Genomic DNA, 26,757 nt, shown 5'->3' with positions numbered 1-26,757 from the left:
TCCGGGTCGCCACAGGTCAACGGGGTGAAGGGCAGGGAGACGGAAAGTGACGAGCGGGCCCGAGGTGCTGTGTATCGGTGAGTCGATGGCGCTGTTCGTGCCCGCCGAACCCGGCCCGCCGGACGAGGTGAAGCGGTGGCTGCGCACCATCGGCGGCGCCGAGTCGAACGTGGCGTGCAACCTCCCGGCGCTCGGGGTGCCGAGCGGCTGGGTCAGCGCGGTCGGCGACGACCCCTTCGGTCGCGCGATGCTGCGCGAAGTCGCATCCCACGGTGTCGACGTCAGCGCGTGCTACGTCGACCCGGGCCGCCCGACCGGGCTCTACGTCAAGGAAAGCGGTGCCGGCGGCAGTCCCGTGCGCTACTACCGGACGGGCTCGGCCGCGTCCGGCATGGGTCCTTCGCTGCTCGACCGGCTCGACCTCGGCGGCGTCCGCGTGCTGCACCTGTCCGGCATCACGCCCGCGCTGTCCGGCAGCTGCCTGGCGCTGGTGCGGGCCCTGCTGGACATGCCGCGCGGCGACCGGCTGATCTCCTTCGACGTCAACCTGCGGCCCGCGCTCTGGGCCGGCCGCGACCCGCGGCTGCTCGCCGAGCTGGCCGGGCAGGCCGACATCGTGCTGACCGGCGACGACGAGGCCCAGCACGTGTGGGGGACCGGCGACCCGGCCGAGCTGCGGCGGCTGCTGCCCGGCCCGCGCACCCTCGTCGTCAAGCACGGCGAGCGCGGCGCGACGCTCGTCGAAGGCGAGCCGCTGTTCGCGCCCGCGCTGAAGGTCGACGTCGTCGAGCCGGTGGGCGCCGGTGACGCGTTCGCCGCCGGGTTCCTCGCCGCGACCCTGCGCGGCGCGCCGCCGCTGGAGCGGCTGCGGCAGGGACACCTGCAGGCCGCCGTGACCCTGCTGACCCACGACGACGTCGGCGTGCCGCTGCCGCCCCCGGTCGTGGATACCCTGCTGCACGCGGACCCGGACGAGTGGCGTTCGGTGCGGCTGACCGGAGAGGGCGTGGTGACGACGTGAGCCAGAGCCTGGACCGCGCGCTGACGTTGCTGGACTCGATCGCGAAGGACGCGCGCACGCTCGACGAGCTGGCCGACGAGATCGGCGTGCACAAGTCGACCGTGCTGCGGCTGCTGCGCACGCTCGAACAGCACCACTTCGTCCGCCGCGAAGGCGCCCGCCACTACCGGCTGGGCAGCGCCATGTTCGACCTCGCCAACCAGGCACTGGACTCCTTCGACGTCCGCCGCAGCGCCCAGCCCGCGCTGGCCGCGCTGAACGCCCGCACCGGGCACACCGTGCACCTGGCCAGCTACGAGGACGGCGAAGTCGTCTACATCGACAAGTACGAAGGCCGGCATTCGGTGCGGATGTACTCGCGCATCGGCAAGCGCGCGCCGCTGCACTGCACGGCGGTCGGGAAGGTGCTGGTCGCGGCGATGCCCCCGGCCCGGCGCGAGGAGATCGCGCGGTCGATCGACTACCCGGTGCTGACGCCGAACACGATCACCACGCCCGAGGCCTACCTGGCCGAGCTGGACCGCGTGGCCCAGCGCGGGTACGCCGTCGACAACGCCGAACACGAGGACTTCATCCACTGCATCGCCGCGCCGGTGCGCGGTGCGGACGGCGAGGTGCTCGCCGCCGCGTCGATGTCGGTGCCGAAGGTGCTGCTCGACTACGACGGCCTGCTCGCGCTGGTGCCCCAGCTGCGGGCCGCGACCACGGAAGCTTCCGTCCACAGCGGATGGACGGAGAACGGAAAGGGGCACTGATGAGCAAGACGGCAGTTTCCACCGAGAACGCGCCGAAGCCGCCGGCGAAGTTCTCGCAGGCCGTCCGCAAGGGGAACCTGCTGCAGGTCGCCGGCCAGGTCGCGTTCGACCCGGCCACCGGCGCGGTCGTCGGCGACGACGTCGCGGGCCAGACCCGGCAGACGTTCAAGAACATCGAGGCCGTGCTGGCCGAGGCGGGCGCGAGCCTGGCCGACGCGATCATGGTGCGGGTGTACCTGACCGACACGGCGCACTTCGCGCCGTTCAACGAGGTGTACGACGAGCTGATCGGCGAAGGCCCGCACCCGGCGCGCACGACGGTCTACGTCGGCCTCCCGGGCGAGCTGCTCGTGGAGATCGACGTGCTCTGCGTGCTCGACTGACCGGGCCGGGCGGTCAGCCCAGGACGCTCGTGTAGCCGTTCAGGGCTGGCTGCCCGCCGAGGTGGGCGTAGAGCACGTTCGAGCCGCGCTCGATTTCGCCGTTCGCGACGAGGTCGATCAGCGCGGCCATCGACTTGCCCTCGTAGACCGGGTCGGTGATCATGCCCTCCAGCCGGGCGCACGTCTCGATGGCCTCGATCGTGGCCTTGCCGGGAATGCCGTAGATGCCGGCGTGGTAGCGGTCGTCCAGCTCCACTTCGGGGATTTCGCCGCCGCCGATCAGCTCCGCGGTGTTGCGCGCGATGCGCGTGACCTGCTCGCGGGTCTCGTCCGGCTTGGCGGAGGCGTCGATGCCGAGGATGCGCCGCTGCCTGCCGATGGTGGTCCCCGCGACCATGCCGCCCTGGGTGCTGCCGGTCACCGAGCAGACGATCACGGTGTCGAAGAAGACGCCGAGTTCCTGTTCCTGCTGTTCCAGCTCGACGATCCAGTTCGCGAAGCCGAGCCCGCCGAGCCGGTGGTCCGACGCGCCGGCCGGGATGGCGTACGGCTTGCCGCCGCCGGCCTCGATTTCGGCGACGGCGTCCTCCCACGCCTGCTTGAACCCGATGCCGAAGCCGGCTTCGACGAGCCGGACGTCCGCGCCGAGGATCCGCGAGAGCTGGATGTTGCCGACCTTGTCGTAGAGCGGGTCGTGCCAGTCGACCCAGCTTTCCTGCACCAGCACGGCCTTCAGCCCGGCGCGCGCCGCGGCCGCGGCGACCTGGCGGGTGTGGTTGGACTGGACACCGCCGATGGAGACGAGCGTGTCCGCGCCCTGCGCGAGCGCGTCGGCGACGAGGTACTCCAGCTTGCGGGTCTTGTTGCCGCCGAACGCGAGGCCGGAGTTGACGTCTTCGCGCTTGGCCCAGATCTTCGCGCCGCCGAGGTGCCCGGTGAGCCGCTCCAGCGGGTGCACCGGCGACGGGCCGAACAGCAGGGGGTAGCGCGGGAAGTCGGCCAGGGTCATCGGTCCTCCAGCAGATCGGTCCAGATGGTCGAGATCACGGAGACCGCCGTGCCGGTGTCGCGGGCTTCCAGTGCGTCGATGAGCCGCGTGTGCCGGGCCACCGACTTCCAGGCCAGTGCGGAGCTGAACCGGGCGTGCTCCAGGCGGCGCAGCAGCGGCGTGTAGCGGTCGAGGGTCGCGGCGACGGCGGCGTTGCCCGCCAGCCGCACGGGGATGCCGTGCAGTTCGTCGTCGGCCCGCATCGCCGCGTCGACGTCGCCCGCCTCGATGGCCGCGGCGAAGCGGTCGTTGGCCGCGCGCATGGCGGCGACGTCGGCCGGCCGGCACTTCGCGGCGGCTTCCCGCACCGCGAACTCGTGCAGCAGCCGGACGATCTCCCGGGCGTCGAGGACGTCGGGCGACATCACCTCGGAGACCCGGGTGTAGCTCTGGGGCTTGGACTCGACGAGGCCGTCGTCGGTCAGCCGCAGCAGGGCCTGCCGCACCGGCGCCCGGGACAGCCCGAGCTGGTCCGCGAGATCGGCGTCACGCAGCGGCGTGCCGGGCGGCAGGCTGCCGTCGACGATCGCGCGGCGGATGCGGTCATAGGCCTCGTCGCGAAGCAGCGGGCGAGTGACCTTCGAGAGACTCACATCTAACATGTTAGATGTCGACAGCCTCACCCGGCAAGCGCGCCCCAATGTGGCCTTCGGTGCGTCTGACGCACCGAAGGCGGCCTTCGGTGCGTCAGACGCAACCAAGGCCGCCTTGGGGCGCTGGGGACCGGAGCCGTCAGTAAACCGGGCCGGTGTACTTTTCCCCAGGGCCCTGACCGGGCGGGTCGGGCACCACGGAGGCCTCCCGGAAGGCCTTCTGGAGCGACTGCAGGCCGTCGCGCAGCGGTCCGGCGTGCAGGCCCAGGTACTCCGCGGACGCGGTGACGAGCCCGGCCAGCGCCGTGATCAGGCGGCGGGCTTCGTCGAGGTCGCGGTGCGGGGACGTCGCCGGGTCGGCGTCGGCGAGGCCGAGCCGTTCCGCGCCGGCCGACAGCAGCATGACGGCGGCGCGGCTGATCACCTCCACGCTGGGGATGTCCTCCAGGTGGCGGGCTTCGGGGGAATACGGGGGCTGTTCGGCGGGTTGATCTGACACGTCTGGTACCCTTCCACGTGCGACCAGCCCTCGAGCGATCGGGGGCGGCAAGTGGAGCCCCGCTCCCACCCGCGTCACCGTACAGGTGGCCGGGTCCGGTCTCACCCGGACGCAGTCCAGGGTGGAGTGCCCGGCTTCGCGGCCGGGTGCGATCGGAACAGAGTGGGCCCCGCGCACCGACAGGTGACCGGGGCCTTCGCTATGTGGGCACCAGGTCGAAACGAGAACAGGAAACATTCCTCGGACCAAGGAGGCCCCATCAGCTCCGAGACACGCATCAACGACCGAATCCGGGTGCCGGAGGTCCGCCTCGTCGGGCCCGCCGGCGAACAGGTCGGCATCGTCCGGATCGAGGATGCGCTGCGCCTGGCGCAGGAGAACGACCTCGACCTCGTCGAGGTCGCGCCGCAGGCCCGCCCGCCGGTGTGCAAGCTCATGGACTTCGGCAAGTTCAAGTACGAGAGCGCGCAGAAGGCCCGTGAGTCGCGGCGCAACCAGCAGCTGACCGTCATCAAGGAACAGAAGCTGCGCCCCAAGATCGACCAGCACGACTACGAGACCAAGAAGGGTCACGTGTCGCGCTTCCTGGCGGCGGGCAACAAGGTCAAGGTCACGATCATGTTCCGTGGTCGCGAGCAGTCCCGGCCGGAGCTCGGCTTCCGGCTGCTGCAGAAGCTCGCCGACGACGTGACCGAGCTGGGCTTCGTCGAGTCGTCGCCCAAGCAGGACGGTCGCAACATGATCATGGTGCTGGCCCCGCACAAGAACGTGAAGCCGAAGGCGAAGGCCGAGCAGGCTCCCGAAGGCTGACACGGCGTAAGCGCTCAGCACATGTCAGCGGCTCACCGGAACTCCGGTGAGCCGCCGCACGAAAGAGGACAGAAATGCCGAAGATGAAGACCCACAGCGGGACGTCCAAGCGGGTCCGCGTGACGGGCACGGGCAAGCTGCGCCGCCAGAAGGCCGGCCGCCGGCACCTGATGGAGAAGAAGTCCAGCCGCCTCACCCGCCGCCTCGAGGGCACCACCGAGCTGGCGAAGACCGAGGTCGGCCGCGTCAAGCGCCTCCTCGGCCGCTGACCACGCAGAACTTGCAGTAACCACCCGGGGCGTCCCCCTTCGCCCCCCGAAATCGACAGGATGGACCCGTGGCACGCGTCAAGCGGGCGGTCAACGCCCAGAAGAAGCGTCGCGCAACTCTCGAACTGGCCAGCGGCTACCGCGGCCAGCGTTCGCGGCTGTACCGCAAGGCCAAGGAGCAGACGCTTCACTCGCTCAACTACGCCTACCGGGACCGCCGTGCCCGCAAGGGTGACTTCCGCCAGCTGTGGATCACCCGCATCAACGCGGCCGCCCGTGCCAACGGCGTGACCTACAACCGGTTCATCCAGGGCATCAAGGCCGCGGGTGTCGAGGTCGACCGCAAGATCCTCGCGGACCTCGCCGTCAACGACGCCGCCGCCTTCACCGCGCTGGCCGAGCTCGCCAAGGCCAACGTGAACACCGGCGAAAAGAAGTCGGCCTGACCGGCAGCTTTCCCCGACCCGGGGCGGATCCGTTCACCGAGCGGACCCCCCGGGTTGTTGCTGCGCGCAAGCTGACGCGGCGTGCGGAACGTGACAAGACCGGCCGCTTCCTGGCCGAAGGCGCCAACGCCGTCGAAGCCGCCCTGGCGGGTGGCACGGTGCACGAGCTGTTCGTCACCGAGCGCGCGGCGGCGCAGCACACGGAGCTGGTGGAGGCCGCCCGCGCGGCCGGCGTCGGCGTGTCGCTCATCACCGAGCGCGCGGCGAGCGGGCTGAGCGAAACCGTGACGCCCCAAGGCATCGCGGCCGTGTGCTCGACGGTCGACCGCCCGCTCGAAACGGCCGTGACCCCCGGCGCCCGGCTCGTCGTGGTGCTGGTGGACGTGGCCGACCCCGGCAACGCGGGCACGGTGATCCGCGTCGCCGACGCGGCGGGTGCCGACGCCGTCGTCCTCGCGGGCGACACCGTCGACCCGCACAACGGCAAGTGCGTCCGCGCGGCCGCCGGCAGCCTGTTCCACCTGCCCGTCGCGCGGGTCCGGGACGTCCCGGCCGCGCTGGCGGCGTGTTCGGCGGCCGGCCTGCGGACGTTCGCCGCGCACGGCTACGCCGACGCCGAACTCGATCGGGTGGATCTCGCCGGGCCGACGGCCTGGGTGTTCGGCAACGAAGCCCACGGCCTGCCCGCCGACGTCCTCGCCCGGACGGACCTGGCGGTCCGGATCCCGCTGTACGGCAAGGCCGAGAGCCTCAACCTCGCCACGGCGGCGGCCGTCTGCGTCTACACGAGCGCCATGGTGGCGCGGCGGTAGGCTGCCCCGGTCATCCATTGTGGCCGTTCCGGGGGGATCCATGGGCAGGCTCGCTCGTTCGTTCGCGCTGTTCTCCGCTTCGCTGAAGGTGCTGCGCGCCCACAAGGCGCTCGCGTGGTTCCCGGTGCTCGCCGGGATCTCCGGGCTGCTGGTCGCCGGTGCGTTCCTGACGCCCGCGTTCTTCACCGCGCACGTCCAGGCCGGGAACGTCCAGCCCAGCGCCGGTACCTGGGTGCTGCTGGCGGTGTGCTACGTCGCGTCGGCGTTCGTCACGATCTTCTTCAACGCCGCCCTGATCTCCCAGGCGGACGTCGCGCTGCGCGGCGACGGCGGCATCCCGGGGGTCGGCGCTGGCCTGGCCGCGGCGGGCCGCCGCTGGCCGGCGCTGCTCGGCTGGGCCGGTCTCACCGCGACGGTCACCTTGCTCCTGCGCACGATCGAGGAGCGCCTCGGCTTCCTCGGGAGCATCGTCAGCAGCCTGGTCGGGCTGGCGTGGCGGCTCACGACGTTCCTCGTGCTGCCGGTCGTCATGCTCGAAGGCGCCGGAGTCAAGCCCGGCGTCAAGCGTTCGGTCGAGCTGTTCCGCCGGACGTGGGGTGAGAACGTCGCGGGCAGCGCCGGCATCGGCGTGGTCGGATTCCTGCTCAGCCTCGCCGGCTACGCCGTGCTGCTGCTCGCCGGCTTCCTGCTCGGCGGCACCGCGACCCTGTTCGCCTGCCTCGGCCTCGCGATCGTCTGGACGCTGCTGGTCGCCGTCTTCACCACGACGCTGTCGGGCATCTACCAGACGGCGCTGTACCGCTACGCCGCCGACGGCGTCGTACCGGGCGAATTCGCCACGGTCGACTTCGGCGCCGTGTTCCGCGAGCGCTGACCGCGCGGCCCGGGGCGACCGGGGGCGCGCGGACCCGATCCCATAGACTTTTCTCGCCTTTGACCTCTCGCGCGCCGCGTGTCCGGCGACGCGCGCACGACCTGTCCCAGCGGACGCCGAGGAGTTATGTCCGGAGCCACGGAGAAGGAAGCCCAGGGCGCGGTGCTCGCCCCCGAGACGCTGCAGGAAGCGGTCAAGGCCGCCGAAGCCGCGTTCGCCGCCGCCACCGGGCTCGAAGCACTGGCCGAGGTCAAGCCGGCTCATCTCGGCGACCACTCGCCGCTGCTGCTGGCCCGCCGGGAGATCGGCGCCCTGCCCAAGGAAGAGAAGGCCGAGGCGGGCAAGCGCGTCAACGAGGCCCGCCAGGCCGTCCAGGCCGCGTTCGACGCCCGCCGTGCCGAGCTGCAGGCGGAGCGTGACGAGCGCGTGCTGCGCGAAGAAGCCGTCGACGTCACCCTCCCGTGGGACCGCGTCCCGCGCGGGGCCCGGCACCCGATCAGCACCATCTCCGAGCGCGTCGCGGACGCGTTCGTCGCGATGGGCTACGAGGTGGCCGAAGGCCCGGAGCTGGAAGCCGAGTGGTTCAACTTCGACGCGCTGAACTTCGGCAAGGACCACCCGGCCCGCCAGCTGCAGGACACCTTCTACGTCGGCGAAGAGGATTCCGGCCTGGTGCTGCGCACGCACACCTCGCCGGTGCAGGCCCGCACGCTGCTGCACCGCGACCTGCCGGTGTACGTCGTCTGCCCGGGCCGGACGTACCGGACCGACGAGCTGGACGCCACCCACACCCCGGTCTTCACCCAGGTCGAGGGCCTGGCGGTGGACAAGGGCATCACCATGGCGCACCTCAAGGGCACGCTGGACGCCTTCGCCCGCGCGATGTTCGGCGAGAGCTCGAAGACGCGCCTGCGTCCGCACTTCTTCCCGTTCACCGAGCCGTCCGCGGAGGTGGACGTCTGGTTCGAGGAGAAGAAGGGCGGCCCCGGCTGGGTCGAGTGGGGCGGCTGCGGCATGGTCAACCCGAACGTGCTGCGCGCCTGCGGCGTCGACCCCGAGGTGTACTCGGGCTTCGCCTTCGGCATGGGCATCGAGCGCACCCTGCAGTTCCGCAACGGGATCCCGGACATGCGCGACATGGTGGAAGGCGACGTCCGCTTCACCCTTCCCTTCGGAACGGAGGCGTAGTGCGAGTCCCCGTCAGCTGGCTGACCGAGCACCTCGACATCGGCGAGGAGGTCACGCCGCAGGACCTGGCCGACGCGTTCGTGCGGATCGGGATCGAGGTCGACGACCTGCGCGAGCTGGGGCCGGTGACCGGTCCGCTGGTCGTCGGCCGCGTCGCCGACATCGAAGAGCTGACCGAGTTCAAGAAGCCGATCCGGTTCTGCCGCGTCGACGTCGGCGAAGTGGCCGAAGAGCCCGTCGTCGACGAGGACGACGAAGACGAGGACGACGACGAGGCCGGCGAGTTCGAGGACGAGGGCCCGCACGGCATCAAGACCCGCGGCATCGTCTGCGGCGCACGCAACTTCGTCGAGGGCGACCTCGTCGTGGTGGCGCTGCCCGGCGCGGTCCTGCCCGGCGACTTCACGATCGCCTCGCGCAAGACCTACGGCCGCGTCAGCGACGGCATGATCTGCTCGGCCCGCGAGCTCGGCCTCGGCGACGACCACAGCGGCATCCTGGTGCTGCCGCCGGGCACCGCGAGCCCGGGCGACGACGCCACCGAGCTGCTCGGCCTCGGCGACACGGTGATCGAGGTGGCCCCGACCCCGGACCGCGGCTACGCGCTGTCCGTCCGCGGCCTGGCGCGCGAGCTGTCGAACGCGCTGGACGTCGCGTTCGGCGACCCGGCGCTGCTCGAGGTCCCGGCCGCCGAGGGCGACGCGTGGCCGGTGCACGTCGAGGACCCGGAGGGCTGCCCGCGGTTCGTGCTGCGCCGGGTCACCGGCCTGGACGCGACCGCGCCGACGCCGTGGTGGATGCGCCGCCGGCTGATGCTGGCCGGCATCCGGTCGATCTCACTGGCCGTCGACGTCACCAACTATGTGATGCTCGAGCTCGGGCACCCGCTGCACGCGTTCGCGACCAAGTCCATCCAGGGCGACCTGGTGGTGCGCCGGGCCAAGCCGGGCGAGAAGCTGACCACGCTGGACGACGTCGAGCGCACGCTCGACCCGGACGACGTCGTCATCGCCGACGACAGCGGCGTCATCTCGCTGGCCGGCACGATGGGCGGCGCGAGCACGGAGATCACGCCGGAGAGCACCGACGTGCTGCTCGAGGCGGCGCACTGGAACCCGGCGGCGATCAGCCGCACCGCGCGGCGGCACAAGCTGTTCTCCGAAGCGGCGAAGCGGTTCGAGCGGTTCACCGACCCGCAGCTGTGCCCGGCCGCGGTCGAGCTGGCCGCGCGGCTGCTGCGCCAGTACGGCGACGCCGCCATCCAGCCGGGCCGCACCGACGAGGGCGCGGTCGCGCCGAACCCGCCGGTCGTGATGCCGATCAACCTGCCCGACAAGGTCGCGGGCGTGAACTACCAGCGCGGCGTGACGGTCCGCCGGCTCACCCAGATCGGCTGCAAGGTCTCGGTCGGCACGGGCGACGACGGCACCGGCCTGGTCACGGCGATCCCGCCGAGCTGGCGCGGCGACCTGCGCCAGCCGGCCGACCTCGTCGAAGAGGTGCTGCGGCTGGAGGGCTACGACAGCATCCCGTCGACGCTGCCGGCGGCCCCGGCCGGCCGAGGCCTGACCGACGAGCAGCGGCGCAGCCGCAACGTCGCGCGTGCCCTGGCTGAGGCGGGATACGTCGAGGTGCGGCCGTTCCCGTTCGTCGGTGACGCGGTGTGGGACGCCTTCGGCCTGCCGGCGGACGACGTCCGCCGCAACACGGTCAAGGTCCGCAACCCGCTGGAGGCCGACCGCAACAGGCTGGCGACCACGCTGCTGCCGGGCCTGCTGGACACGTTGCAGCGCAACGTGTCCCGCGGGATGAAGGACGTTTCGCTGTTCCACATCGGCCAGGTCGTGCTGCCCGCGCCGAACCCGCTGAAGGTCCCGGACCTCGGCGTCGACCGCCGCCCGACGGACGAGGAACTCGCGCTCCTCGAGGCGGCGGTGCCACAGCAGCCGCTGCACGTGGCGGTGGTCCTGGCCGGCCAGCGGCAGCGCGCGGGCTGGTGGGGCCAGGGCGAGCAGGCGAACTGGGCGGACGCGGTCCAGGCCGCCCGGACGGTCGCGGAGGCCGCCGGGGTGGAGCTGACGGTGCAGGCGGCGGACCTGCCGCCGTGGCACCCGGGCCGCTGCGCCCAGCTGCGGATCGGCGACTGGCCGGTCGGCCACGCCGGCGAGCTGCACCCGAAGGTGGTCGAGGCACTGGGCCTGCCCCCGCGGACGGTCGCGATGGAGCTGGACCTGGACGCGATCCCGCTGCCGGACTCCCGCCCGGCCCCGAGCGTGTCGGGCTACCCGCCGGTGCTGCTGGACGTCGCCCTGGTGGCGGCCGCGGAAGTGCCATCGGCGGATCTGGCGGCGGTGCTGCGCGAAGGCGCGGGCGAGCTGCTGGAAGACATCACACTGTTCGACGTGTACGCGGGCGAGCAGGTGGGCGAGGGCAAGCGTTCGCTGGCGTACAAGCTGCGCTTCCGCGCAGCGGACCGCACGCTGACGGTGGACGAGGCAACCAAGGCCCGCGACGCGGCAGTAGCGGCGGCGGCAGAGCGCTTCGACGCGACACTGCGCGCCTGACCCAGCCGGCGGGTGGAGAGGGGCCGGCTTCCAGCCCCTCTCCACCCACGGCGACCGGCCTCGCCCATCGCGCAAGCCGAACAGGCGAGCCGAATTTCAGACACGCGAGCCGCCCTCCGGCATGCCAGCCGCCCCCAAGGCACGCGAGCCGTCCCTCAGATCACGCGTGTCGACTGCTCAACCCGCGTGTCGGCCGTCTGACCACACGCCTCGTCCCTCCGGAAACCCGCGGCCCACGGCCGACCGTCAGCCGATGTGCTTGAGTGCCTCCCGTCGTGACAACCCGGACAACCCCGGATGTTCGTCCACAAAGGACCGCACCCAGTCCGGTGCCGTCCTCGCGTAGTTCCGCAGTGCCCAGCCGATTCCCTTGCGCAGGAAGAACTCCGCGTCGCCGATCGCGGGTTCGATCGCGCGGGTGAGCAGGTCCCGGTCGGTGTCCTCCTTGTGGCCGATCTGGCAGATGATCGCCGTGCGGCGGCGCCAGGTGTCGCGGTCCGCCGCCCAGCTCAGCATGATCGGCGTGACCCGCGCGCGGTCGGCCCGCAGGATCGGCCCGATCCTGCGGATCGCGAGCTCGTCCACGTAGTCCCACCACGCCCCGCCGACGATCATCTCCTCGTACACCGGGACCAGCTCGCGGTCCTGCCACGACCGGTACGCCCGGTACCCGGACAGATCGATGGCCGCGTAGCGCTCCTCGCGGAATTCGGCCGTCCGCCACAACTCCAGCACCGTCGCCGAATATGTCGCCCGATCGGGCAATATGTGCTCGGCCAGCACCCGCTTGAGAAGCCGGCTGCGCTCGGGCTTGGCCACCCCGCGGAACGGCATGGCCGACTTCATGTACGCCCGCATGGCAGGCGCCTTCACCGGGTCGGCCAGCTCGGCGAGCCCCGCCCGGATCGCCTTGACCAGGTCTTCGTCCGCGCTCATGCGTCCTCCCGTCGCGCTCTGGCGGACCGGAGCGTACCGCCGGCCACCGACAGTTCCGGGGCTTCGCCGCCGGCGCAGGTCCCGACGAAAGACGGATGGCGGAAAACGCGTCGGTCGACGAGATTGTCGAAGGTTGCCGGTAGTTTTGCCGGAATACGGCGAACTCTGTCGAATGCGGATGAAAAGGACGACTGTGAAGAGAATCGTTGCCGCCGTCGCCGCCGCGGGACTCGCGGCCGGGCTGATGGCCGCCGCGCCCGCCGCCTCGGCGGAACCCGGGGTGCAGTTCACCCCCGCGCCGATCGCCTGGGGGCCGTGCGCGTCGGCGAGCCTGAAGGCCAACGGCGCCGAGTGCGGTTTCCTCGAGGTGCCGATGGACTACGCGAAGCCGGGCGGGACCAAGGTCTCCCTCGCGGTGTCGCGGATCAAGCACAAGACCCCGCAGTCGCAGGGGATCATGCTGGTGAACCCGGGCGGTCCCGGCGGATCCGGCCTCGGGCTCTCGGTGCTCGGCAAGTACGTGCCGAACCACGCGGGCGACAACTACGACTGGATCGGCTTCGACCCGCGTGGCGTCGGATCCAGCAAGCCCGCGCTGACCTGCGACGGCAACTACTTCGCCTACAACCGGCCGGCCTACGTGCCGGCTACGCCGGAGCTCGAGAAGACCTGGCTCGACCGCTCGAAGGGCTACGCCGACGCGTGCCGCAAGAACGGCGAGATCCTCGACCACCTCAAGACGACCGACGTCGCGCAGGACATGGACAGCCTGCGCAAGGCGCTGGGCGAGAAGCAGATCAACTACTACGGCTTCTCCTACGGCACCTACCTCGGCCAGGTGTACAGCACGCTGTACCCGCAGAACGTCCGGCGGATGGTGCTCGACGGCAACGTCGACCCGCGGAAGGTCTGGTACCAGGCCAACCTCGACCAGGACGTCGCCTTCGACAAGAACATCAAGATCTACTTCGACTGGCTGGCGTCCCACGACAGCATCTACCACCTCGGCACGACCGGCGCCGACGTCGAGCAGCTGTGGTACGACACGCAGCGCAAGCTCACGAAGGACCCGGCGGGCGGCATCATCGGCGGTGACGAGTGGACGGACATCTTCCTGCAGGCCGGCTACTACGTCTTCGGCTGGGTCGACATGGCCAAGGCGTTCGACGGTTACGTGCACAAGGGTGACTGGCAGACGCTGAAGGCGCTCTACGACGACTCGAACCCGCCCGGCAACGACAACGGGTTCGCCGTCTACCTGGGCGTGCAGTGCACCGACGTGTCGTGGCCCGCCAACTGGAACAAGTGGCGCGCCGACAACTGGCGCACCTACGCCAAGGCCCCGTTCGAGACGTGGGGCAACGCCTGGTTCAACGCGCCCTGCGCGTTCTGGCCGGCGACGGCGGGCAGGCCGGTGAACATCGACGGCCGCAAGGTGGCCGGCGCGCTCCTGATCAGCGAGGAACTCGACGCCGCCACGCCGTACACCGGCAGCCTCGAGGTCCGGAAGCGGTACCCGAACGCGAGCCTGATCAGCGCGCCGGGCGGCACGACGCACGCCGGCTCGCTGTCCGGTGTGTCCTGTGTGGACGACAAGGTCGCCGACTACCTGGCCACCGGCAAGCTGCCGCAGCGGCAGCCGGGCAACCACTCGGACGTCCAGTGCAGCCCGGTCCCGCCGCCGGTGCCCGACGGCGCCGCGGCGCAGAAGTCGGACAGCGCCGCGAAGGCCGCCCAGGAGAAGCAGCGCACGCTGGCGCAGCTGCTGCGTTTCTGAGCGGAAGAAGGTCCGCACGGTGCCCCGGCCCGGTTCGCCCGGACCGGGGCACCGTCTTGTCCGCCGGTCTCTCATCGTCGCCTCCCGATCACGTGGTGTGGTCGGTGCCGAGGTTAGGGGAGGGGTCCGACAATTTCGGAGCGAAACCGGCCGTGAGCAGTGCGTGGCCGAAAATTGTCGGGGGTGCGCGCTAGCTTCACGGCATGTCGATCATCGAAGAGCGCCGGACCGAGATCCGAGCAGACGAAGTCACCTACCACCTCGCGGTCGCCACCAGGACGGACGGAGACCGCGTCGAACCGGGCACCCGGGTGATGATCACCCTGGAAGCCGGCGGCCCCGGCGGTGAGCCGGTGGCCGAGGGCAGCCTCGACCTGGACGTCAAGGTGGCGTCCACGGTGGCCGAGCTCTTCGCGGACGAGCTGTTGTCCGTGACGGGTGCGGGCCGGGCACCGCGGCGAAGATCGGCGGGCCGTCCCGCTCAACAGGGCCGCCCGTGGAACGAGGAGATGGACGCGGAGCTGGAGCGCCGGTGGATCGCGGGGGAGAGTGTCGCGCAGATCGCGGCGTACTTCGAGCGCACCCCCGGCGGCATCCGCGCCCGGCTGCCCCGTGTCGGCTGCGATCCGGAGAACCCGGGCTGCTACCTCCCCGTGCCGCCGAGCAGGCGCACGGATCTGGACGGAGGTCAGCCGAGCTGAGCGGGCCGGTGGGCCGGTCCACAGTGGACCGGCCCACCGGCCTGGCCCGGCATCGGAACCCGATCCAGGGAGGGGAGCAGTGTCTTCTCGACGATCACCCGCGCGCGGCGGAACCGGCCGCCGCGGCAGCGCGGTCAGCAAGCACTCTCAGGCGGGCCACCAGCTCGGGTGGCTCCTCGACGGTGAACGCGCAACCGAGCCCGAGCAACCGGAACGCGAGCCAGTCCAAAGTGTCCGCGTGACTGCGCCACCGGCACCGCCCGTCGCCGAGGTCGGTCAGATCGCCGGCTGCCGCGCCGAGCCGCGGCGCCACCTGTGCCGCCGGCTCGGCGAGGACAGCCACCGCCCGGTACGTCGGGGCCAGGTCGTAGAGCCGGTCGAGCACGTAGGCCGCCAAATCCGCGGCCGGTGGCTGCCGCACCGCCACACGGCCGCCGGTCGCCTGGGTGTCGTGGACCCGATCGACGCGGAAGACGCGCCAGTCTGCGCGGTCCAGGTCGTACGCCACCAGATACCAGCGGCGTCCGGCCGCGACCAGGCGGAGCGGTTCGGCCCGGCGACGCGTCTCCGTCCCGTCGTTGGCGCGGTAGCGGAAGCGGACCGTCTCGCGGTTGGTGATCGCGCCGGCGAACACCGTCAGCTGTGCCGGGTCGACGGCCGGTCCGGCGGCCGGCACCGCGACCGTCGCCGTGCCGATCGCGCCCACCCGGCGGCGCAGCCGTGCCGGCAGGACCTGCTCCAGCTTGGCCAGCGCCCGCACGGACGCTTCCTCGATGCCCGCGACGGTCTGGCCCGCGGCCGTCCGCAGCCCCACCGCGATCGCGACGGCTTCGTCGTCTTCCAGTACGAGCGGCGGCATCGCGGTGCCCGCGACCAGCCGGTACCCGCCCGCGACGCCACGGCTCGCCTCGACCGGGTAGCCGAGTTCGCGCAGCCGCTCGATGTCCCGGCGGATCGTGCGCGGGCTGACGCCGAGCCGCTCGGCCAGTTCGCTGCCGGGCCACTCCCGGGGTGTCTGGAGCAGCGAAAGCAGGCCGAGCAGCCGCGCCGGGGTGTCCGTCATCCGCCCAGCATCCCAAGGTGGCGGGCGCCACTTCCCGGTATTCCTGTTTGTTTAGCCTTGCAAGGGCGTGCATAATCATGCGCATGACGGTGAACATCGCGGTGGCCGGAGCCAGCGGGTACGCGGGCGGCGAACTGCTGCGCCTGCTGCTGACCCATCCCGAGGTCGAGATCGGCGCGCTCACGGCCGCCAGCAGCGCGGGCACGAAGCTCGGCGTCCACCAGCCCCACCTCGTCCCCCTCGCCGACCGAGTCCTGGCCGAGACGACGCCGGAGACCCTCGCGGGTCACGACGTCGTGTTCCTCGCCCTGCCCCACGGGCACTCCGCGGAGATCGCGGCGCAGCTCGGCCCGGACGTCCTCGTGGTCGACCTCGGTGCCGACCACCGGCTGGCCGACCCGGCCGACTGGCGACGCTGGTACGGCGGCGAGCACGCCGGCCAGTGGCCGTACGGCCTGCCCGAGCTGCCCGGCGCCCGCGAGAAGCTGACCGGCACGAAGCGCATCGCCGTCCCCGGCTGCTTCCCGACCGGCGGCTCGCTGGCACTGGCACCGGCGTTCGCGGCCGGGCTGATCGAGCCGGACGTCACGGTGGTCGCGGTCACCGGCACCTCCGGCGCGGGCAAGAGCCTCAAGCCGAACCTGCTCGGTTCCGAGGTGATGGGCTCGGCGAGCGCGTACGGCGTCGGCGGCGCCCACCGGCACACCCCCGAGTTCGCGCAGAACCTCTCGGCCGTCGCGGGGGAGAAGGTCACCGTGTCCTTCACGCCCGTCCTGGCGCCGATGCCCCGCGGCATCCTCACCACGGCCAGTGCCCCGCTGAAAGACGACGTCGACGAGGCCGCGGCCCGCGCGGCCTACGAGAAGGCCTACGACGCGGAGCCGTTCGTGCAGCTGCTGCCCGCCGGCGCCTGGCCGGCGACCGCGGCGACGCTCGGCTCGAACAACGTCCAGCTGCAGGTCGCGGTCGACACCGGCGCCCGGCGCCTGGTCGTCGTCACCGCGATCGACAACCTCACCAAGGGCACCGCGGGCGGTGCCGTCCAGTCGATGAACCTGGCCCTCGGGTTCCCCGAGACCACCGGACTTTCCACCGTGGGAGTGGCACCGTGACCGTCACCGGCCCCCAGGGCTTCCGCGCCGCCGGTGTCGCCGCCGGGATCAAGGCCTCCGGCGCGCTCGACCTCACGCTGGTCGTCAACGACGGCCCGCTCGACGTCGCCGCCGGCGTCTTCACGCGCAACGTCATCAAGGCCGCGCCGGTCCTGTGGTCGCAGGAGGTGCTCAAGCAGCAGCGGCTCAAGGCCGTCGTCCTCAACTCCGGCGGCGCCAACGCGGCCACCGGTCCCGGCGGCTTCCAGGACACCCACGCCACCGCCGAGAAGGTCGCCGAAGTCCTCGAGGTGGGCGCGATCGAGGTCGCCGTCTGCTCCACCGGCCTGATCGGCGAACGGCTCCCGATGCCGGCGGTCCTGTCCGGAGTCGACGCCGCGGTCAAGGCGCTGGACGCGAGCCCCGAAGCGAGCCTGAACGCCGCAAAGGGCGTGATGACCACCGACACCAAGCCGAAGCAGGCCTTCGCGAAGCACGACAGCGGCTGGAGCGTCGGCGGCTTCGCCAAGGGCGCGGGCATGCTCGCCCCGAACCTCGCCACCATGCTGTCGGTGCTCACCACCGACGCCGTGGTGGACAAGCCGACCCTCGACCGCACCCTGCGCGCGGCCACTCACGTCACGTTCGACCGGCTCGACGTCGACGGCGGCACGTCGACCAACGACACGGTCCTGGTGCTGGCCTCCGGGGCGAGCGGCGTCGAACCGACCGAGGCCGAGCTCACCGAGCTGCTCACCACGGTGAGCCACGACCTCGTGCTCCAGCTGCGGGCCGACTCCGAAGGCGCCACGAAGGACGTCGACGTGACGGTCCGTGGCGCGGCTTCCGAAGCCGACGCGATCGCCGTCGCCCGTACGATCGCCGAAGACAACCTGGTCAAGACCGCGTTGTTCGGCTCCGACCCGAACTGGGGCCGGATCGCCATGGCGCTCGGCCGCGTGCCGGCCCGCATCGACCCGGAAACCGTGTCGATCGCGATCAACGGCGTCACCCTGTTCGCGCAGGGGATGCCCGCCGCCGACCGGTCCGAGGCGGACCTCAGCGGCCGGGCCATCGAGATCGTCGTCGACCTCGGCGTCGGCGCGAGCGCGGCCACCATCTACACCACGGACCTTTCGCACGGTTACGTCGAAGAGAACAGCGCGTACTCCTCATGAACCAGGAGGCCCTGATTTCCGCGGACGAGAGACTGGCGACGGCGGCCGAGAAGGCCGGGGTGCTCGTCGAGGCGCTGCCGTGGCTGCAGCGGTTCCACGGCGCCACCGTGGTGGTCAAGTACGGCGGCAACGCCATGATCGACGACACGCTGAAGGCGGCCTTCGCCGAGGACATGGTGTTCCTCCGGCTGGCCGGCCTGCGCCCGGTGGTCGTGCACGGCGGCGGTCCGCAGATCACCGCGATGCTCAACCGCCTCGGCGTCGAAGGCGAGTTCAAGGGCGGCCTGCGCGTCACCACGCCGGAGACGATGGACATCGTCCGGATGGTGCTCACCGGCCAGGTCAGCCGCGAGCTCGTCGGGCTGATCAACGCCCATGGGCCGTACGCGGTGGGCATCTCGGGCGAGGACGCCAGGCTGTTCACCGCCGAACGCAAACAGGCCACTGTGGACGGTGAGCAGGTCGACATCGGGCTCGTCGGCGAGGTCGCCGAGGTCAACCCGGACGCGGTGCTCGACATCGTCAACGCCGGGCGGATCCCGGTGGTGTCCACGGTCGCCCCGGACGTCGACGGTGTCGTGCACAACGTCAACGCCGACACGGCCGCGGGCGCGCTGGCGGCCGCGCTCGGCGCGGAAAAGCTCGTCGTGCTCACCGACGTCGAAGGCCTGTACGCCAACTGGCCCGACCGGTCGTCGCTGATCGACCGCATCCGCGTCGACCACCTCGAACCGATGCTGCCCACCCTGGCCAGCGGCATGATCCCGAAGATGGAGGCGTGCGTGCGCGCCATCCGCGGCGGCGTGCGCCGGGCGCACGTGATCGACGGCCGCATCGCCCACTCGGTGCTGCTGGAGGTCTTCACCTCCCGCGGCATCGGCACCATGGTCTTCCCCGAAACGGAGCTCCCGTGACCGACCTCGAGTCCAATGTGGATGGCCAGCGGCACTGGCAGTCCGCCCTCATGGACAACTACGGCACGCCCAAGCTGACCCTCGTCCGCGGCGAAGGCGCGCAGGTGTGGGACGCCGACGGCAAGGAGTACCTCGACCTCGTCGGCGGCATCGCCGTCAACGCGCTCGGCCACGCCCACCCGGCGGTCGTCGAAGCCGTCACCGAGCAGATCAAGCGGCTCGGCCACACCTCGAACCTGTACGTGAACCCGGTGGCCGTCGAGCTCGCCGAGGCCCTGCTCGGCGTCGCCGGTCTCACCGGCAACGGCAAGGTGCTGTTCGTCAACTCCGGCGCCGAGGCCAACGAAGCCGCGCTCAAGATCAGCCGGTTGACCGGGCGCACCAAGGTCGTCGCGGCCGAGGGCGCGTTCCACGGGCGCACGATGGGCTCGCTGAGCCTCACCGGCCAGCCCGCCAAGCGCGACCCGTTCAAGCCGCTCGTGCCCGGAGTGGAGCACGTGCCGTTCGGGGACGTCGAAGCGCTGAAGGCGGCTGTCGACACCGAAACCGCGGCCGTGTTCCTGGAGCCGGTGCTCGGCGAAGCGGGTGTCATCCCGGCACCGGACGGTTACCTGCAGGCCGCGCGCGAGATCACCAAGGCCACCGGCACGCTGCTGGTGCTCGACGAGGTGCAGACCGGCCTCGGCCGGCTCGGCACGTGGTTCGGCTACCAGCAGGCCGGCATCGTCCCGGACGTGATCACCCTGGCCAAGGGCCTCGGCGGCGGGTTGCCGCTGGGCGCGGTGATCGGCGTCGGCGCGGCGGGCGGCCTGCTCAAGCCGGGCCAGCACGGCACCACCTTCGGCGGCAACCCGGTGTGCTGCGCGGCCGGTCTCGCGGTCATCAAGACGATCGCCGCGGAGGGCCTGCTCGACCACGTCTCGGCGCTGGGCAAGGACATCGCGGCGGGGGTCGAGGCGCTCGGCCACCCGCTCGTCGCCGGGGTGCGCGGCACCGGGCTGCTGCTCGGCATCGCCCTGAAGCAGCCCGTGTCGGCCGCGGTGGCCCAAGCCGCCCAGGACGCCGGCTACCTCGTCAACCCGGTCGCGCCGGACGCCGTCCGGCTGGCGCCGCCGCTCGTGCTCGACGCGGACCAGGCCGACGGCTTCCTCGCCGCACTTCCGAACGCGCTCGACTCCACCACGAAGGACTCCGACTGATGCTGCGCCACTTCCTCCGCGACGACGACGTCAGTCCCGCCGAGCAGAAGGCCATCCTCGACCTCGCCGACGAGCTGAAGGCCGACCCGCTCGGCAACAAGACCCTCGCCGGCAAGTCCATCACGGCGATCTTCGAGAAGAACTCGACCCGCACGCGGTTCTCGTTCGAGGTCGGCATCAGCCAGCTCGGCGGCCACCCGGTGATCGTCGACGGCCGGTCGATGCAGCTCGGCCGCGAAGAGACGATCGAGGACACCTCGCGGGTGCTGTCGCGTTACGTCGACGGCATCGTGTGGCGCACCTTCGCCCAGAAGCGCATCGAAGCGATGGCGTCGGCCGCGTCGATCCCGGTGGTCAACGCGCTGACCGACGAGTTCCACCCGTGCCAGGTGCTCACCGACCTGATGACGATCCGCGAGCGCAAGGGCGAGCTCGCGGGGCTCACCCTCGTCTACCTCGGCGACGGCGCCAACAACATGGCGCACTCGCTGCTGCTCGGCGGCGTCACCGCCGGGATGCACGTCCGGGTCGTCTCGCCGGTCGGCTTCCAGCCGGACCAGGGCGTGCTGCTGGACGCGAAGAACCGCGCGAACGAGACCGGCGGCAGCGCGACCGTGTTCACCGACCCGTACGCGGCCGTCGACGGCGCGGACGTGCTGGTCACCGACACGTGGACGTCGATGGGCCAGGAGAACGACGGGCTCGACCGGGTGGGCCCGTTCCGCGCCCTGCAGGTCAACACCGAGCTGCTCAAGAAGGCGGCCGACGACGCGATCGTCCTGCACTGCCTGCCCGCGCACCGCGGCTGGGAGATCACCGACGAGGTGCTCGACGGCCCGGCCAGCGCGGTGTGGGACGAGGCCGAGAACCGGCTCCACGCCCAGAAGGCCCTGCTGGTCTGGCTGTTCGAGGAGAGCCGACGATGACCAGCAGCCGGGTCGGGCGGCAGGCGCGGATCACCGAGCTGGTGTCCAGCATGACCATCCGCAGCCAGACCGAGCTGGCCAAGCTGCTGGCCGCCGAGGGCATCGAGGTCACCCAGGCGACGCTGTCGCGCGACCTCGACGAGCTGGGCGCGGTCAAGCTGCGCGGGCCGGACTCGGGCGCCCCGGTCTACGTCATCCCCGAGGACGGCAGCCCGGTCCGCGGGGTGCAGGGCGGCACGTCCCGCCTTTCGCGGCTGCTGGCCGAGCTGATGGTCTCGGCGGACTCGTCGGGCAACCTGATGGTCCTGCGGACGCCGCCGGGGGCCGCGCAGTTCCTGGCCAGCGCCATCGACCGGGCGGCGCTGGAAGAGGTCGTCGGCTCGATCGCGGGGGACGACACCGTCGCCGTGATCGCGCGGGAGCCGCTGACGGGCAAACAGCTGGCGGAGCGCTTCGCGGCGCTCGCCCAGCGATCGGCAGACGAAGGATCACCATGACGGCGATCGGCGACATCTTCCCGGCCGAGGGGGAATTCCTCGCGCCGGACGAGGTCGTGATCACCTTCGACCGCGGGATCCCGGTGGCGATCGACGGCGAGACCGTTTCCGTCGCCGAAGCGCGCCGGATACTGGACGCGCGCGGCGAGGCGCAGCGGATCGGCCGCGGCGAAGCGCGCGCCGCCCTCGAACGGCGGACCGGCCGCGGATGCGCCAGTCTGGCCGACGCCGGGTCGGGCGAAGTCCGCCTGGTCCTGTACGACGGCCGGGTCACGGTCACCTGAACACCCGAACGAGCACCGAGGAGAAACGAGAACAGTGAGCGGGAACGAGCAGCCGGTGCAGCTGTGGGGCGGCCGGTTCGCCAGCGGTCCGGCGGAGGCCATGGCCGCGCTGAGCGCGTCGACGCACTTCGACTGGCGCCTGGCGCCCTACGACATCGCCGGCTCCCGCGCGCACGCTCGCGTGCTGCGCAAAGCGGGCCTGCTCACCGAAGACGAGCTGACCGGCATGCTGGCCGCGCTGGACACGCTCGCCCAGGACGTCGCGTCGGGGGCGTTCACCCCGACGATCGCCGACGAGGACGTGCACACGGCTCTCGAACGCGGCCTGCTCGAGCGGGCCGGCAGCGAGCTGGGCGGCAAGCTGCGCGCCGGCCGCTCCCGCAACGACCAGGTGGCCACGCTGTTCCGGATGTGGCTGCGCGACGCCGCCCGCCGGGTCGTCGCCGGCACGCTCGACGTCGTCGACGCGCTCGTGTCGCAGGCGAAGCGGCACCCGGACGCGATCCTGCCCGGCCGCACCCACCTGCAGCACGCGCAGCCGGTGCTGCTCGCGCACCACCTGATGGCCCACGGCCAGGCGCTGCTGCGCGACGTCTCGCGCCTGCAGGACTGGGACGCCCGCACGGCCGAGTCGCCGTACGGCTCGGGCGCGCTCGCCGGGTCGTCGCTCGGCCTCGACCCCGAGGCGGTCGCCGAGGAGCTGGGCTTCGCGACGAGCGTCGAGAACTCGATCGACGGCACCGCTTCGCGCGACTTCGTCGCCGAGTTCGCGTTCGCCGTCTCGATGCTCGCGATCAATCTCTCCCGGATCGCCGAAGAGGTGATCATCTGGAACACCGCCGAGTTCGGTTACGTGACCCTCGACGACGCGTGGGCCACCGGCAGCTCGATCATGCCGCAGAAGAAGAACCCCGACGTCGCGGAGCTGACGCGCGGCAAGGCGGGCCGGCTGATCGGCAACCTCACCGGCCTGCTGGCGACGCTCAAGGCGCAGCCGCTGGCCTACAACCGCGACCTGCAGGAGGACAAGGAGCCGGTGTTCGACTCGGTCGAGCAGCTCGAGCTCCTGTTCCCGGCCATCGCCGGCATGCTCGCCACGCTCACCTTCCACACCGACCGGCTCGCCGAGCTGGCCCCGGCCGGCTTCACGCTGGCCACCGACATCGCGGAATGGCTGGTGCGCCAGGGTGTGCCGTTCCGCGTCGCGCACGAGGCGGCGGGCGAAAGCGTCCGCGTCGCCGAGTCCCGCGGTGTCGGCTTGGACGAGCTGACCGACGAGGAGTTCGAGAAGATCAACCCGGCGCTCACTCCCGCGGTGCGGGCCGTCCTGACCGTCGAAGGTTCGGTGAAGTCCCGCAACGCCCGGGGCGGCACGGCACCGGAACGCGTGGCCGAGCAGCGCGCGCGGCTCGAAGAGCGGGTCACCGCCGCTCGCCAGTGGCTCAACTGAGGCGCGACCGGCCGGTCTTCCGCAGCTTGGCCCGGACGGCCCGGGTGGCCACCGGGCCGAGCCCGTCCAGGACGTCGACGAGCACGGCGAGCTGCTCCAGCGCGGCGATCGCCTGCTCGGCGCCGTCGGGGTCCACGGTGTCGAACAGCGTCAGCCCGAGAAAGCCCGACGACACGGCGTGGGCGAGCCCGCCCGGGTCCGCGAGATCCGCCAGCGGCGATCCGTCGAGCACGCGCTCGAGGGCCGCCCGGACCTCGGTGATCCACTTGCCGAGGCTCTCGCGGGTCGCCTCCGCGAGCCGCTGGCTGCCCTGTGCGCCGGCGAGCGTCTGGGCCAGCACGGCCAGGTTGCCCTCCGCGCTTTCGGCGACGCGGATCTCGCGGCCGAGTTCCAGCAACTCGCCGACAGTGGCCACGGTGGCGAAGCGGTCGCGGTAGCGCGCGACACGGGCCTCCGTCGCGCTCAGGCACGCCTGCGCGACGAGTTCCTCGACGCTGCCGAAGTGGTAGAAGATGAGTGCCTGGTTCGCGCCGGCCGCGGTGGCGACCGAACGCGCCGAGACGGCGGTGATGCCCTGCTGCCGGACGATCTCCAGCACGCCGTCCACGAGCCGCTGCTTCGTGTCCTGCGAACTGGAGTTCCGGCCGGTGCCCATCAGTCCATGACCTTCTCACGAAGCGGCTTGACCGCTCCGCTCACCCCGTCGCCGACGTCGACGAACCGCGCGGTGAAGCTGCCGTCGTAGCCGAACACCGGCCCCAACCGCGGATGGACCACGGCGACCCGGATGCGGAACCGTTCGCTCACGTCGTCGAACCACTCGTCGACGTGCGCGGTCCCGGTCAGCGCGCGGGGCAGGCGCGTCCGGACCGGTCCTTCGCGAAGCCGGAACTCGCCGGACCGGATCCGGAACCCGCCGTCGTCACGCGGCGAAACGGCGAGGTCGACCGCCAGGTGCTGGCGCGTCCCCAGGTAGTCGACGAGCCCACGGCCGGCGCTGTGGACCATCTGCGCGTCGAACCGCCTCCGCCGGTGCGGGAACTCGAAGGTGCGTACGAACGAGACGGTTTCGCGGCCGTGCCCGTCGACGTACGGGTAGTTCTCGATGGTGAACGGCACCGCCAGGCCCCGGTCGGGGAACAGGATGTGCCGCGTCGACCCGAGCCACAGGAACGGCAGCGTGAACCCGGGGCCGCGCCAGATCCGGTCCATCACGCCGTGGCCGATCATGCCGCGTCCACCCGAAAGCGTGAGTCTTTCCCGCATCCGTGGGTGCAGCTTCGCGAAGTCCGGGCCCAGCGCGCGTTCGAAGACGCCCGTCACGCCGGCGCTCCGGCGGTCACCTTGCCGCGGGGACGCGTCCGGCCGCAGCGCGCGGCCGACGGCGCGGTCAGCGGCTGGTCTTCCGGCGGGATCCCCGTCTCCAGCCAGAGCCGGAGCCGGTCGAACGACCAGGCCGTCATCCAGCCGAACACCGGCCGGAACATCCGGTCGGCCAGCTGACCGAAGCGTCCCCAGCGGGTGCCGTAGTCGAAACCGGTGACGAACCGGACCCCGTCGCCCACCGGCGTGTACCGCCAGAACCCCGCGCCGGCGCTGATGAGCGACAGCGGGTCGGCGGAGGCGAACCGCAGCACGGACGTGCGCGAGCCGTCCGGCCAGGTGCGCGACGCCGCGCTCACGCCGACACCGGCGACCGTGATCCCGAGGAACCGGGACGCGTAGCGGAAGTGGCCCGCGTGGCCGTCGATCGGGCTGATCTCGGCGAAGCGCAGGTCCCAGCGCCGGTGCAGGGTGGGGTCCTGCGTGTGCTGCCACAACGTGTCGAGGTCCGTGCGGATCACGGTCTCGACGTAGAGCGCCTTCGGTCGCATCTCCTGCTCCCCTCAGATTTGAGCGACTGCTCAAACAGACTGTAGGGAAGTTTGAGCGATCGCTCAAGGGTTAGGGTGGTCACGCCCGAGAGCCGACGAGAGGAACCAGTTTGAGCGGCGACGCAGGCCGGTTGTTCAGCCGCGACGAGCTGGCGCTTGACCCGGTCGACCTGGCCCACCTGCTGCTCGGCTCGGTCCTCGAAGCCACCGGACCCGACGGCACCGTCGGCGTCCGGCTGGTGGAGGTCGAGGCCTACCGCGGCGAAGACGACCCGGCGTCGCACTGCTACCGCGGCCGGACCCCGCGCAACGCGGTCATGTGGGGCCCCGCGGGTCACCTGTACGTGTACTTCGTCTACGGGATGCACTTCTGCGCGAACATCGTCGGCTCCCAGGACGGCGTGGCCGGCGCGGTGCTGCTGCGCGCCGGCGAAGTCGTCGAAGGCGTCGACGTCGTCCGCAAGCGGCGCCCGGCCGCGCGGGGGACCGGCGAGCTCGCGAAAGGGCCGGCCATCCTGACGTCGGTGCTGCGCATCGACCGCGAGCAGAACGGCGCCGACCTGACCGATCCCGCGTCGCCGGTCCGGCTGCGCGTCGGCGAGCGCGTGCCGGCCGAGCGGATCCGGTCCGGGCCCCGGGTCGGCGTCGCGATGGCGATGGACACGCCGTGGCGGTTCTGGGTCGACGGCTCGCCGGCCGTGTCCACCTACCGCCGCGGCGGGAAGCGCCGGGTCCGACCCGCCAGTTAAGTGGTTGACCAGGTGCGGGAGGATCTACAGGCGTGAGCGAACACATCCTCGACGAGCTGTCCTGGCGCGGCCTGATCGCGCAGTCCACCGACATCGACGCCCTCCGGCGCGAGCTCGACCAGGGTCCCGTGACGCTCTATTGCGGGTTCGACCCGACCGCGCCCAGCCTGCACGCCGGCAACCTGGTCCCGCTGCTCATGCTCAAGCGGTTCCAGCGCGCTGGGCACCGGCCCATCGTGCTGGCCGGCGGCGCGACCGGGATGATCGGCGACCCGCGCGACACCGGTGAGCGCACGCTGAACACGCTCGACGTCGTCGCCGACTGGGCCGGGCGCATCCGCGGCCAGCTCGAGCGGTTCGTCGACTTCGACGACTCGCCGACCGGCGCGATCGTCGAGAACAACCTCAACTGGACCGGCGAGCAGAACGTCCTGGAGTTCCTGCGCGACGTCGGGAAGCACTTCTCGGTCAACGTCATGCTCAACCGCGAGACGGTCAAGCGCCGGCTCGAGGGCGACGGCATGTCCTACACCGAGTTCAGCTACCTGCTCCTGCAGTCGCAGGACTACCTGCGGCTGCACCGCCAGTACGGCTGCAAGCTGCAGGTCGGCGGGTCCGACCAGTGGGGCAACCTCGTCGGCGGGGTCGACCTGATCCGCCGGACCGACGGGGCGAGCGTGCACGCGCTGACCGCGCCGCTGGTCACCGACGCCGAGGGCCGCAAGTTCGGCAAGTCCACCGGCGGCGGGAACCTGTGGCTCGACCCGGACATGACCTCGCCGTACGCGTGGTACCAGTACTTCGTCAATGTGGGTGACGCCGACGTGATCCGCTACCTGCGGATGTTCACCTTCCT

30 protein-coding genes (1 of these 30 cut by a window edge) are annotated in these 26,757 nt (G+C 71.7%); 22 read left to right on the top strand and 8 right to left on the bottom strand.

Annotated elements, in window-relative coordinates; all coding sequences use genetic code 11:
- Positions 1-85: 85 nt before the first annotated feature.
- The 3 genes from BT341_RS33770 to BT341_RS33760 are packed head-to-tail and all read left to right on the top strand — an operon-like array spanning position 86 to position 2,159.
- A complete protein-coding gene (locus tag BT341_RS33770) occupies positions 86-1,021 on the top strand; it encodes a sugar kinase (RefSeq protein ID WP_245805373.1) in 936 nt (311 codons plus the stop codon).
- Complete coding sequence (locus BT341_RS33765; RefSeq protein WP_072480101.1) at positions 1,018-1,776, top strand: IclR family transcriptional regulator; 759 nt, start codon at positions 1,018-1,020, stop codon at positions 1,774-1,776. Before BT341_RS33770 ends, BT341_RS33765 begins: the two co-directional genes overlap by 4 nt.
- Positions 1,776-2,159 (top strand): RidA family protein, encoded by a 384-nt coding sequence (locus tag BT341_RS33760; protein WP_072480100.1) that lies wholly within the window; start codon positions 1,776-1,778, stop codon positions 2,157-2,159. Before BT341_RS33765 ends, BT341_RS33760 begins: the two co-directional genes overlap by 1 nt.
- A 13-nt stretch (positions 2,160-2,172) precedes the next feature.
- Here BT341_RS33760 and BT341_RS33755 read toward each other — a convergent pair whose 3' ends face one another.
- The 3 genes from BT341_RS33755 to BT341_RS33745 all read right to left on the bottom strand — a co-directional run bounded on the left by BT341_RS33755 (position 2,173) and on the right by BT341_RS33745 (position 4,299).
- Positions 2,173-3,168 (bottom strand): 1-aminocyclopropane-1-carboxylate deaminase, encoded by a 996-nt coding sequence (locus BT341_RS33755; RefSeq protein WP_072480099.1) that lies wholly within the window; start codon positions 3,166-3,168, stop codon positions 2,173-2,175.
- A complete protein-coding gene (locus BT341_RS33750; RefSeq protein ID WP_072480098.1) occupies positions 3,165-3,809 on the bottom strand; it encodes a GntR family transcriptional regulator in 645 nt (214 codons plus the stop codon). The genes BT341_RS33755 and BT341_RS33750 overlap by 4 nt, the downstream gene beginning before the upstream one ends.
- Before the next feature lie 130 nt (positions 3,810-3,939).
- Positions 3,940-4,299 carry a DUF1844 domain-containing protein gene (locus tag BT341_RS33745; protein WP_072480097.1) on the bottom strand — a complete coding sequence of 120 codons (360 nt, stop codon included), beginning with the start codon at positions 4,297-4,299 and terminating at the stop codon, positions 3,940-3,942.
- 201 nt (positions 4,300-4,500) lie between these two features.
- On the opposite strand from BT341_RS33745, the gene infC reads away from it, so the two are divergent.
- The 7 genes from infC (at position 4,501) to pheT (ending at position 11,262) form a co-directional block, all read left to right on the top strand.
- Complete coding sequence (gene infC, locus BT341_RS33740) at positions 4,501-5,109, top strand: translation initiation factor IF-3 (protein ID WP_072480096.1); 609 nt, start codon at positions 4,501-4,503, stop codon at positions 5,107-5,109.
- A 74-nt stretch (positions 5,110-5,183) separates the two neighbouring features.
- Positions 5,184-5,378, top strand: a complete 195-nt coding sequence (rpmI, locus tag BT341_RS33735) for a 50S ribosomal protein L35 (protein WP_072480095.1) — start codon at positions 5,184-5,186, stop codon at positions 5,376-5,378.
- A gap of 68 nt (positions 5,379-5,446) precedes the next feature.
- Complete coding sequence (gene rplT, locus BT341_RS33730) at positions 5,447-5,824, top strand: 50S ribosomal protein L20 (protein ID WP_072480094.1); 378 nt, start codon at positions 5,447-5,449, stop codon at positions 5,822-5,824.
- Positions 5,821-6,636: a TrmH family RNA methyltransferase gene (locus BT341_RS33725; RefSeq protein WP_177329098.1), complete on the top strand. Its 816-nt coding sequence runs from the start codon at positions 5,821-5,823 to the stop codon at positions 6,634-6,636. Before rplT ends, BT341_RS33725 begins: the two co-directional genes overlap by 4 nt.
- Before the next feature lie 40 nt (positions 6,637-6,676).
- Positions 6,677-7,510: a DUF6159 family protein gene (locus BT341_RS33720; RefSeq protein WP_072480093.1), complete on the top strand. Its 834-nt coding sequence runs from the start codon at positions 6,677-6,679 to the stop codon at positions 7,508-7,510.
- A 126-nt stretch (positions 7,511-7,636) separates the two neighbouring features.
- Complete coding sequence (gene pheS, locus BT341_RS33715) at positions 7,637-8,698, top strand: phenylalanine--tRNA ligase subunit alpha (protein ID WP_072480092.1); 1,062 nt, start codon at positions 7,637-7,639, stop codon at positions 8,696-8,698.
- Complete coding sequence (pheT, locus tag BT341_RS33710) at positions 8,698-11,262, top strand: phenylalanine--tRNA ligase subunit beta (protein WP_072480091.1); 2,565 nt, start codon at positions 8,698-8,700, stop codon at positions 11,260-11,262. Before pheS ends, pheT begins: the two co-directional genes overlap by 1 nt.
- A 246-nt stretch (positions 11,263-11,508) precedes the next feature.
- Here pheT and BT341_RS33705 read toward each other — a convergent pair whose 3' ends face one another.
- Positions 11,509-12,198 (bottom strand): DNA alkylation repair protein, encoded by a 690-nt coding sequence (locus BT341_RS33705; protein ID WP_072480090.1) that lies wholly within the window; start codon positions 12,196-12,198, stop codon positions 11,509-11,511.
- 193 nt (positions 12,199-12,391) lie between these two features.
- Between BT341_RS33705 and BT341_RS33700 the strand changes: the two genes are divergently transcribed.
- Both BT341_RS33700 and BT341_RS33695 read left to right on the top strand, forming a co-directional pair.
- Positions 12,392-13,975: an alpha/beta hydrolase gene (locus tag BT341_RS33700; RefSeq protein WP_072480089.1), complete on the top strand. Its 1,584-nt coding sequence runs from the start codon at positions 12,392-12,394 to the stop codon at positions 13,973-13,975.
- A 203-nt stretch (positions 13,976-14,178) separates the two neighbouring features.
- On the top strand, positions 14,179-14,676 hold the full coding sequence (locus tag BT341_RS33695; RefSeq protein ID WP_072480088.1) for a helix-turn-helix domain containing protein: 498 nt from the start codon (positions 14,179-14,181) through the stop codon (positions 14,674-14,676).
- 94 nt (positions 14,677-14,770) lie between these two features.
- Here the strand turns inward: BT341_RS33695 and BT341_RS33690 are convergent, their stop codons facing one another.
- Positions 14,771-15,739, bottom strand: coding sequence for a helix-turn-helix transcriptional regulator (locus BT341_RS33690; protein ID WP_072480087.1), 969 nt, complete (start codon positions 15,737-15,739; stop codon positions 14,771-14,773).
- Between the two features lie 83 nt (positions 15,740-15,822).
- Between BT341_RS33690 and argC the strand changes: the two genes are divergently transcribed.
- Genes argC through argH form a run of 8 tightly spaced genes read left to right on the top strand, consistent with a single transcriptional unit; the run spans position 15,823 to position 23,278 of the window.
- Positions 15,823-16,851 (top strand): N-acetyl-gamma-glutamyl-phosphate reductase, encoded by a 1,029-nt coding sequence (gene argC / locus BT341_RS33685; RefSeq protein ID WP_072482326.1) that lies wholly within the window; start codon positions 15,823-15,825, stop codon positions 16,849-16,851.
- The gene (gene argJ / locus BT341_RS33680; protein ID WP_072480086.1) at positions 16,848-18,008 is read left to right on the top strand and encodes a bifunctional glutamate N-acetyltransferase/amino-acid acetyltransferase ArgJ; all 1,161 of its coding nucleotides are present in this window, start codon (positions 16,848-16,850) and stop codon (positions 18,006-18,008) included. The genes argC and argJ overlap by 4 nt, the downstream gene beginning before the upstream one ends.
- Entirely contained in the window at positions 18,005-18,922 is a 918-nt protein-coding gene (gene argB / locus BT341_RS33675; RefSeq protein WP_072480085.1) for an acetylglutamate kinase, read from the top strand. Before argJ ends, argB begins: the two co-directional genes overlap by 4 nt.
- Positions 18,919-20,121 carry an acetylornithine transaminase gene (locus BT341_RS33670; protein WP_072480084.1) on the top strand — a complete coding sequence of 401 codons (1,203 nt, stop codon included), beginning with the start codon at positions 18,919-18,921 and terminating at the stop codon, positions 20,119-20,121. The genes argB and BT341_RS33670 overlap by 4 nt, the downstream gene beginning before the upstream one ends.
- Positions 20,121-21,047, top strand: a complete 927-nt coding sequence (gene argF, locus BT341_RS33665; RefSeq protein ID WP_072480083.1) for an ornithine carbamoyltransferase — start codon at positions 20,121-20,123, stop codon at positions 21,045-21,047. The genes BT341_RS33670 and argF overlap by 1 nt, the downstream gene beginning before the upstream one ends.
- Complete coding sequence (locus BT341_RS33660; RefSeq protein ID WP_072480082.1) at positions 21,044-21,544, top strand: arginine repressor; 501 nt, start codon at positions 21,044-21,046, stop codon at positions 21,542-21,544. The genes argF and BT341_RS33660 overlap by 4 nt, the downstream gene beginning before the upstream one ends.
- Positions 21,541-21,828 (top strand): argininosuccinate synthase, encoded by a 288-nt coding sequence (locus BT341_RS33655; RefSeq protein WP_218177797.1) that lies wholly within the window; start codon positions 21,541-21,543, stop codon positions 21,826-21,828. The genes BT341_RS33660 and BT341_RS33655 overlap by 4 nt, the downstream gene beginning before the upstream one ends.
- Positions 21,829-21,862: 34 nt before the next feature.
- On the top strand, positions 21,863-23,278 hold the full coding sequence (argH, locus tag BT341_RS33650; protein ID WP_084743090.1) for an argininosuccinate lyase: 1,416 nt from the start codon (positions 21,863-21,865) through the stop codon (positions 23,276-23,278).
- On the opposite strand, the gene BT341_RS33645 is transcribed toward argH, so the two are convergent.
- From BT341_RS33645 to BT341_RS33635, 3 genes are read right to left on the bottom strand one after another with little or no spacing between them, the layout of a single operon-like run.
- Positions 23,271-23,933, bottom strand: a complete 663-nt coding sequence (locus tag BT341_RS33645) for a TetR/AcrR family transcriptional regulator (RefSeq protein WP_072480081.1) — start codon at positions 23,931-23,933, stop codon at positions 23,271-23,273. The two genes, argH and BT341_RS33645, sit on opposite strands and share 8 nt — an antisense overlap.
- Positions 23,933-24,601 carry a DUF4166 domain-containing protein gene (locus BT341_RS33640; protein ID WP_072480080.1) on the bottom strand — a complete coding sequence of 223 codons (669 nt, stop codon included), beginning with the start codon at positions 24,599-24,601 and terminating at the stop codon, positions 23,933-23,935. Before BT341_RS33640 ends, BT341_RS33645 begins: the two co-directional genes overlap by 1 nt.
- The gene (locus BT341_RS33635; RefSeq protein WP_072480079.1) at positions 24,598-25,152 is read right to left on the bottom strand and encodes a hypothetical protein; all 555 of its coding nucleotides are present in this window, start codon (positions 25,150-25,152) and stop codon (positions 24,598-24,600) included. The genes BT341_RS33640 and BT341_RS33635 overlap by 4 nt, the downstream gene beginning before the upstream one ends.
- 110 nt (positions 25,153-25,262) lie before the next feature.
- On the opposite strand from BT341_RS33635, the gene BT341_RS33630 reads away from it, so the two are divergent.
- Together BT341_RS33630 and tyrS are read left to right on the top strand one after the other, a co-directional pair.
- Positions 25,263-25,901: a DNA-3-methyladenine glycosylase gene (locus tag BT341_RS33630; protein ID WP_072480078.1), complete on the top strand. Its 639-nt coding sequence runs from the start codon at positions 25,263-25,265 to the stop codon at positions 25,899-25,901.
- 32 nt (positions 25,902-25,933) lie between these two features.
- Positions 25,934-26,757 carry the 5' portion of a tyrosine--tRNA ligase gene (gene tyrS / locus BT341_RS33625; RefSeq protein ID WP_072480077.1) on the top strand. 451 nt of this gene lie beyond the right edge of the window, so 824 of the gene's 1,275 nt are visible here — the first part of the coding sequence; it begins with the start codon at positions 25,934-25,936; its stop codon lies beyond the right edge, outside the window.

The organism is Amycolatopsis australiensis (assembly GCF_900119165.1).
In the GTDB taxonomy this organism is placed as follows: Bacteria; Actinomycetota; Actinomycetes; order Mycobacteriales; family Pseudonocardiaceae; genus Amycolatopsis; species Amycolatopsis australiensis.
The sequence above is the reverse complement of the archived record's forward strand: the minus strand, read 5'-3'. Positions and strand labels throughout refer to the sequence as shown.

Coding starts and splice junctions, on each gene's coding strand:
- BT341_RS33645 (WP_072480081.1), bottom strand. CDS start 23,933: ATGGGCACCGGCCGGAACTCCAGTTCGCAGGACACGAAGCAGCGGCTC.
- BT341_RS33635 (WP_072480079.1), bottom strand. CDS start 25,152: ATGCGACCGAAGGCGCTCTACGTCGAGACCGTGATCCGCACGGACCTC.
- BT341_RS33750 (WP_072480098.1), bottom strand. CDS start 3,809: ATGTTAGATGTGAGTCTCTCGAAGGTCACTCGCCCGCTGCTTCGCGAC.
- BT341_RS33690 (WP_072480087.1), bottom strand. CDS start 15,739: ATGACGGACACCCCGGCGCGGCTGCTCGGCCTGCTTTCGCTGCTCCAG.
- rpmI (WP_072480095.1), top strand. CDS start 5,184: ATGCCGAAGATGAAGACCCACAGCGGGACGTCCAAGCGGGTCCGCGTG.
- BT341_RS33720 (WP_072480093.1), top strand. CDS start 6,677: ATGGGCAGGCTCGCTCGTTCGTTCGCGCTGTTCTCCGCTTCGCTGAAG.
- argF (WP_072480083.1), top strand. CDS start 20,121: ATGCTGCGCCACTTCCTCCGCGACGACGACGTCAGTCCCGCCGAGCAG.
- BT341_RS33705 (WP_072480090.1), bottom strand. CDS start 12,198: ATGAGCGCGGACGAAGACCTGGTCAAGGCGATCCGGGCGGGGCTCGCC.
- argB (WP_072480085.1), top strand. CDS start 18,005: ATGAACCAGGAGGCCCTGATTTCCGCGGACGAGAGACTGGCGACGGCG.
- BT341_RS33760 (WP_072480100.1), top strand. CDS start 1,776: ATGAGCAAGACGGCAGTTTCCACCGAGAACGCGCCGAAGCCGCCGGCG.
- argC (WP_072482326.1), top strand. CDS start 15,823: ATGACGGTGAACATCGCGGTGGCCGGAGCCAGCGGGTACGCGGGCGGC.
- BT341_RS33755 (WP_072480099.1), bottom strand. CDS start 3,168: ATGACCCTGGCCGACTTCCCGCGCTACCCCCTGCTGTTCGGCCCGTCG.
- BT341_RS33660 (WP_072480082.1), top strand. CDS start 21,044: ATGACCAGCAGCCGGGTCGGGCGGCAGGCGCGGATCACCGAGCTGGTG.
- BT341_RS33695 (WP_072480088.1), top strand. CDS start 14,179: ATGTCGATCATCGAAGAGCGCCGGACCGAGATCCGAGCAGACGAAGTC.
- BT341_RS33655 (WP_218177797.1), top strand. CDS start 21,541: ATGACGGCGATCGGCGACATCTTCCCGGCCGAGGGGGAATTCCTCGCG.
- pheS (WP_072480092.1), top strand. CDS start 7,637: ATGTCCGGAGCCACGGAGAAGGAAGCCCAGGGCGCGGTGCTCGCCCCC.
- BT341_RS33770 (WP_245805373.1), top strand. CDS start 86: ATGGCGCTGTTCGTGCCCGCCGAACCCGGCCCGCCGGACGAGGTGAAG.
- infC (WP_072480096.1), top strand. CDS start 4,501: ATGTGGGCACCAGGTCGAAACGAGAACAGGAAACATTCCTCGGACCAA.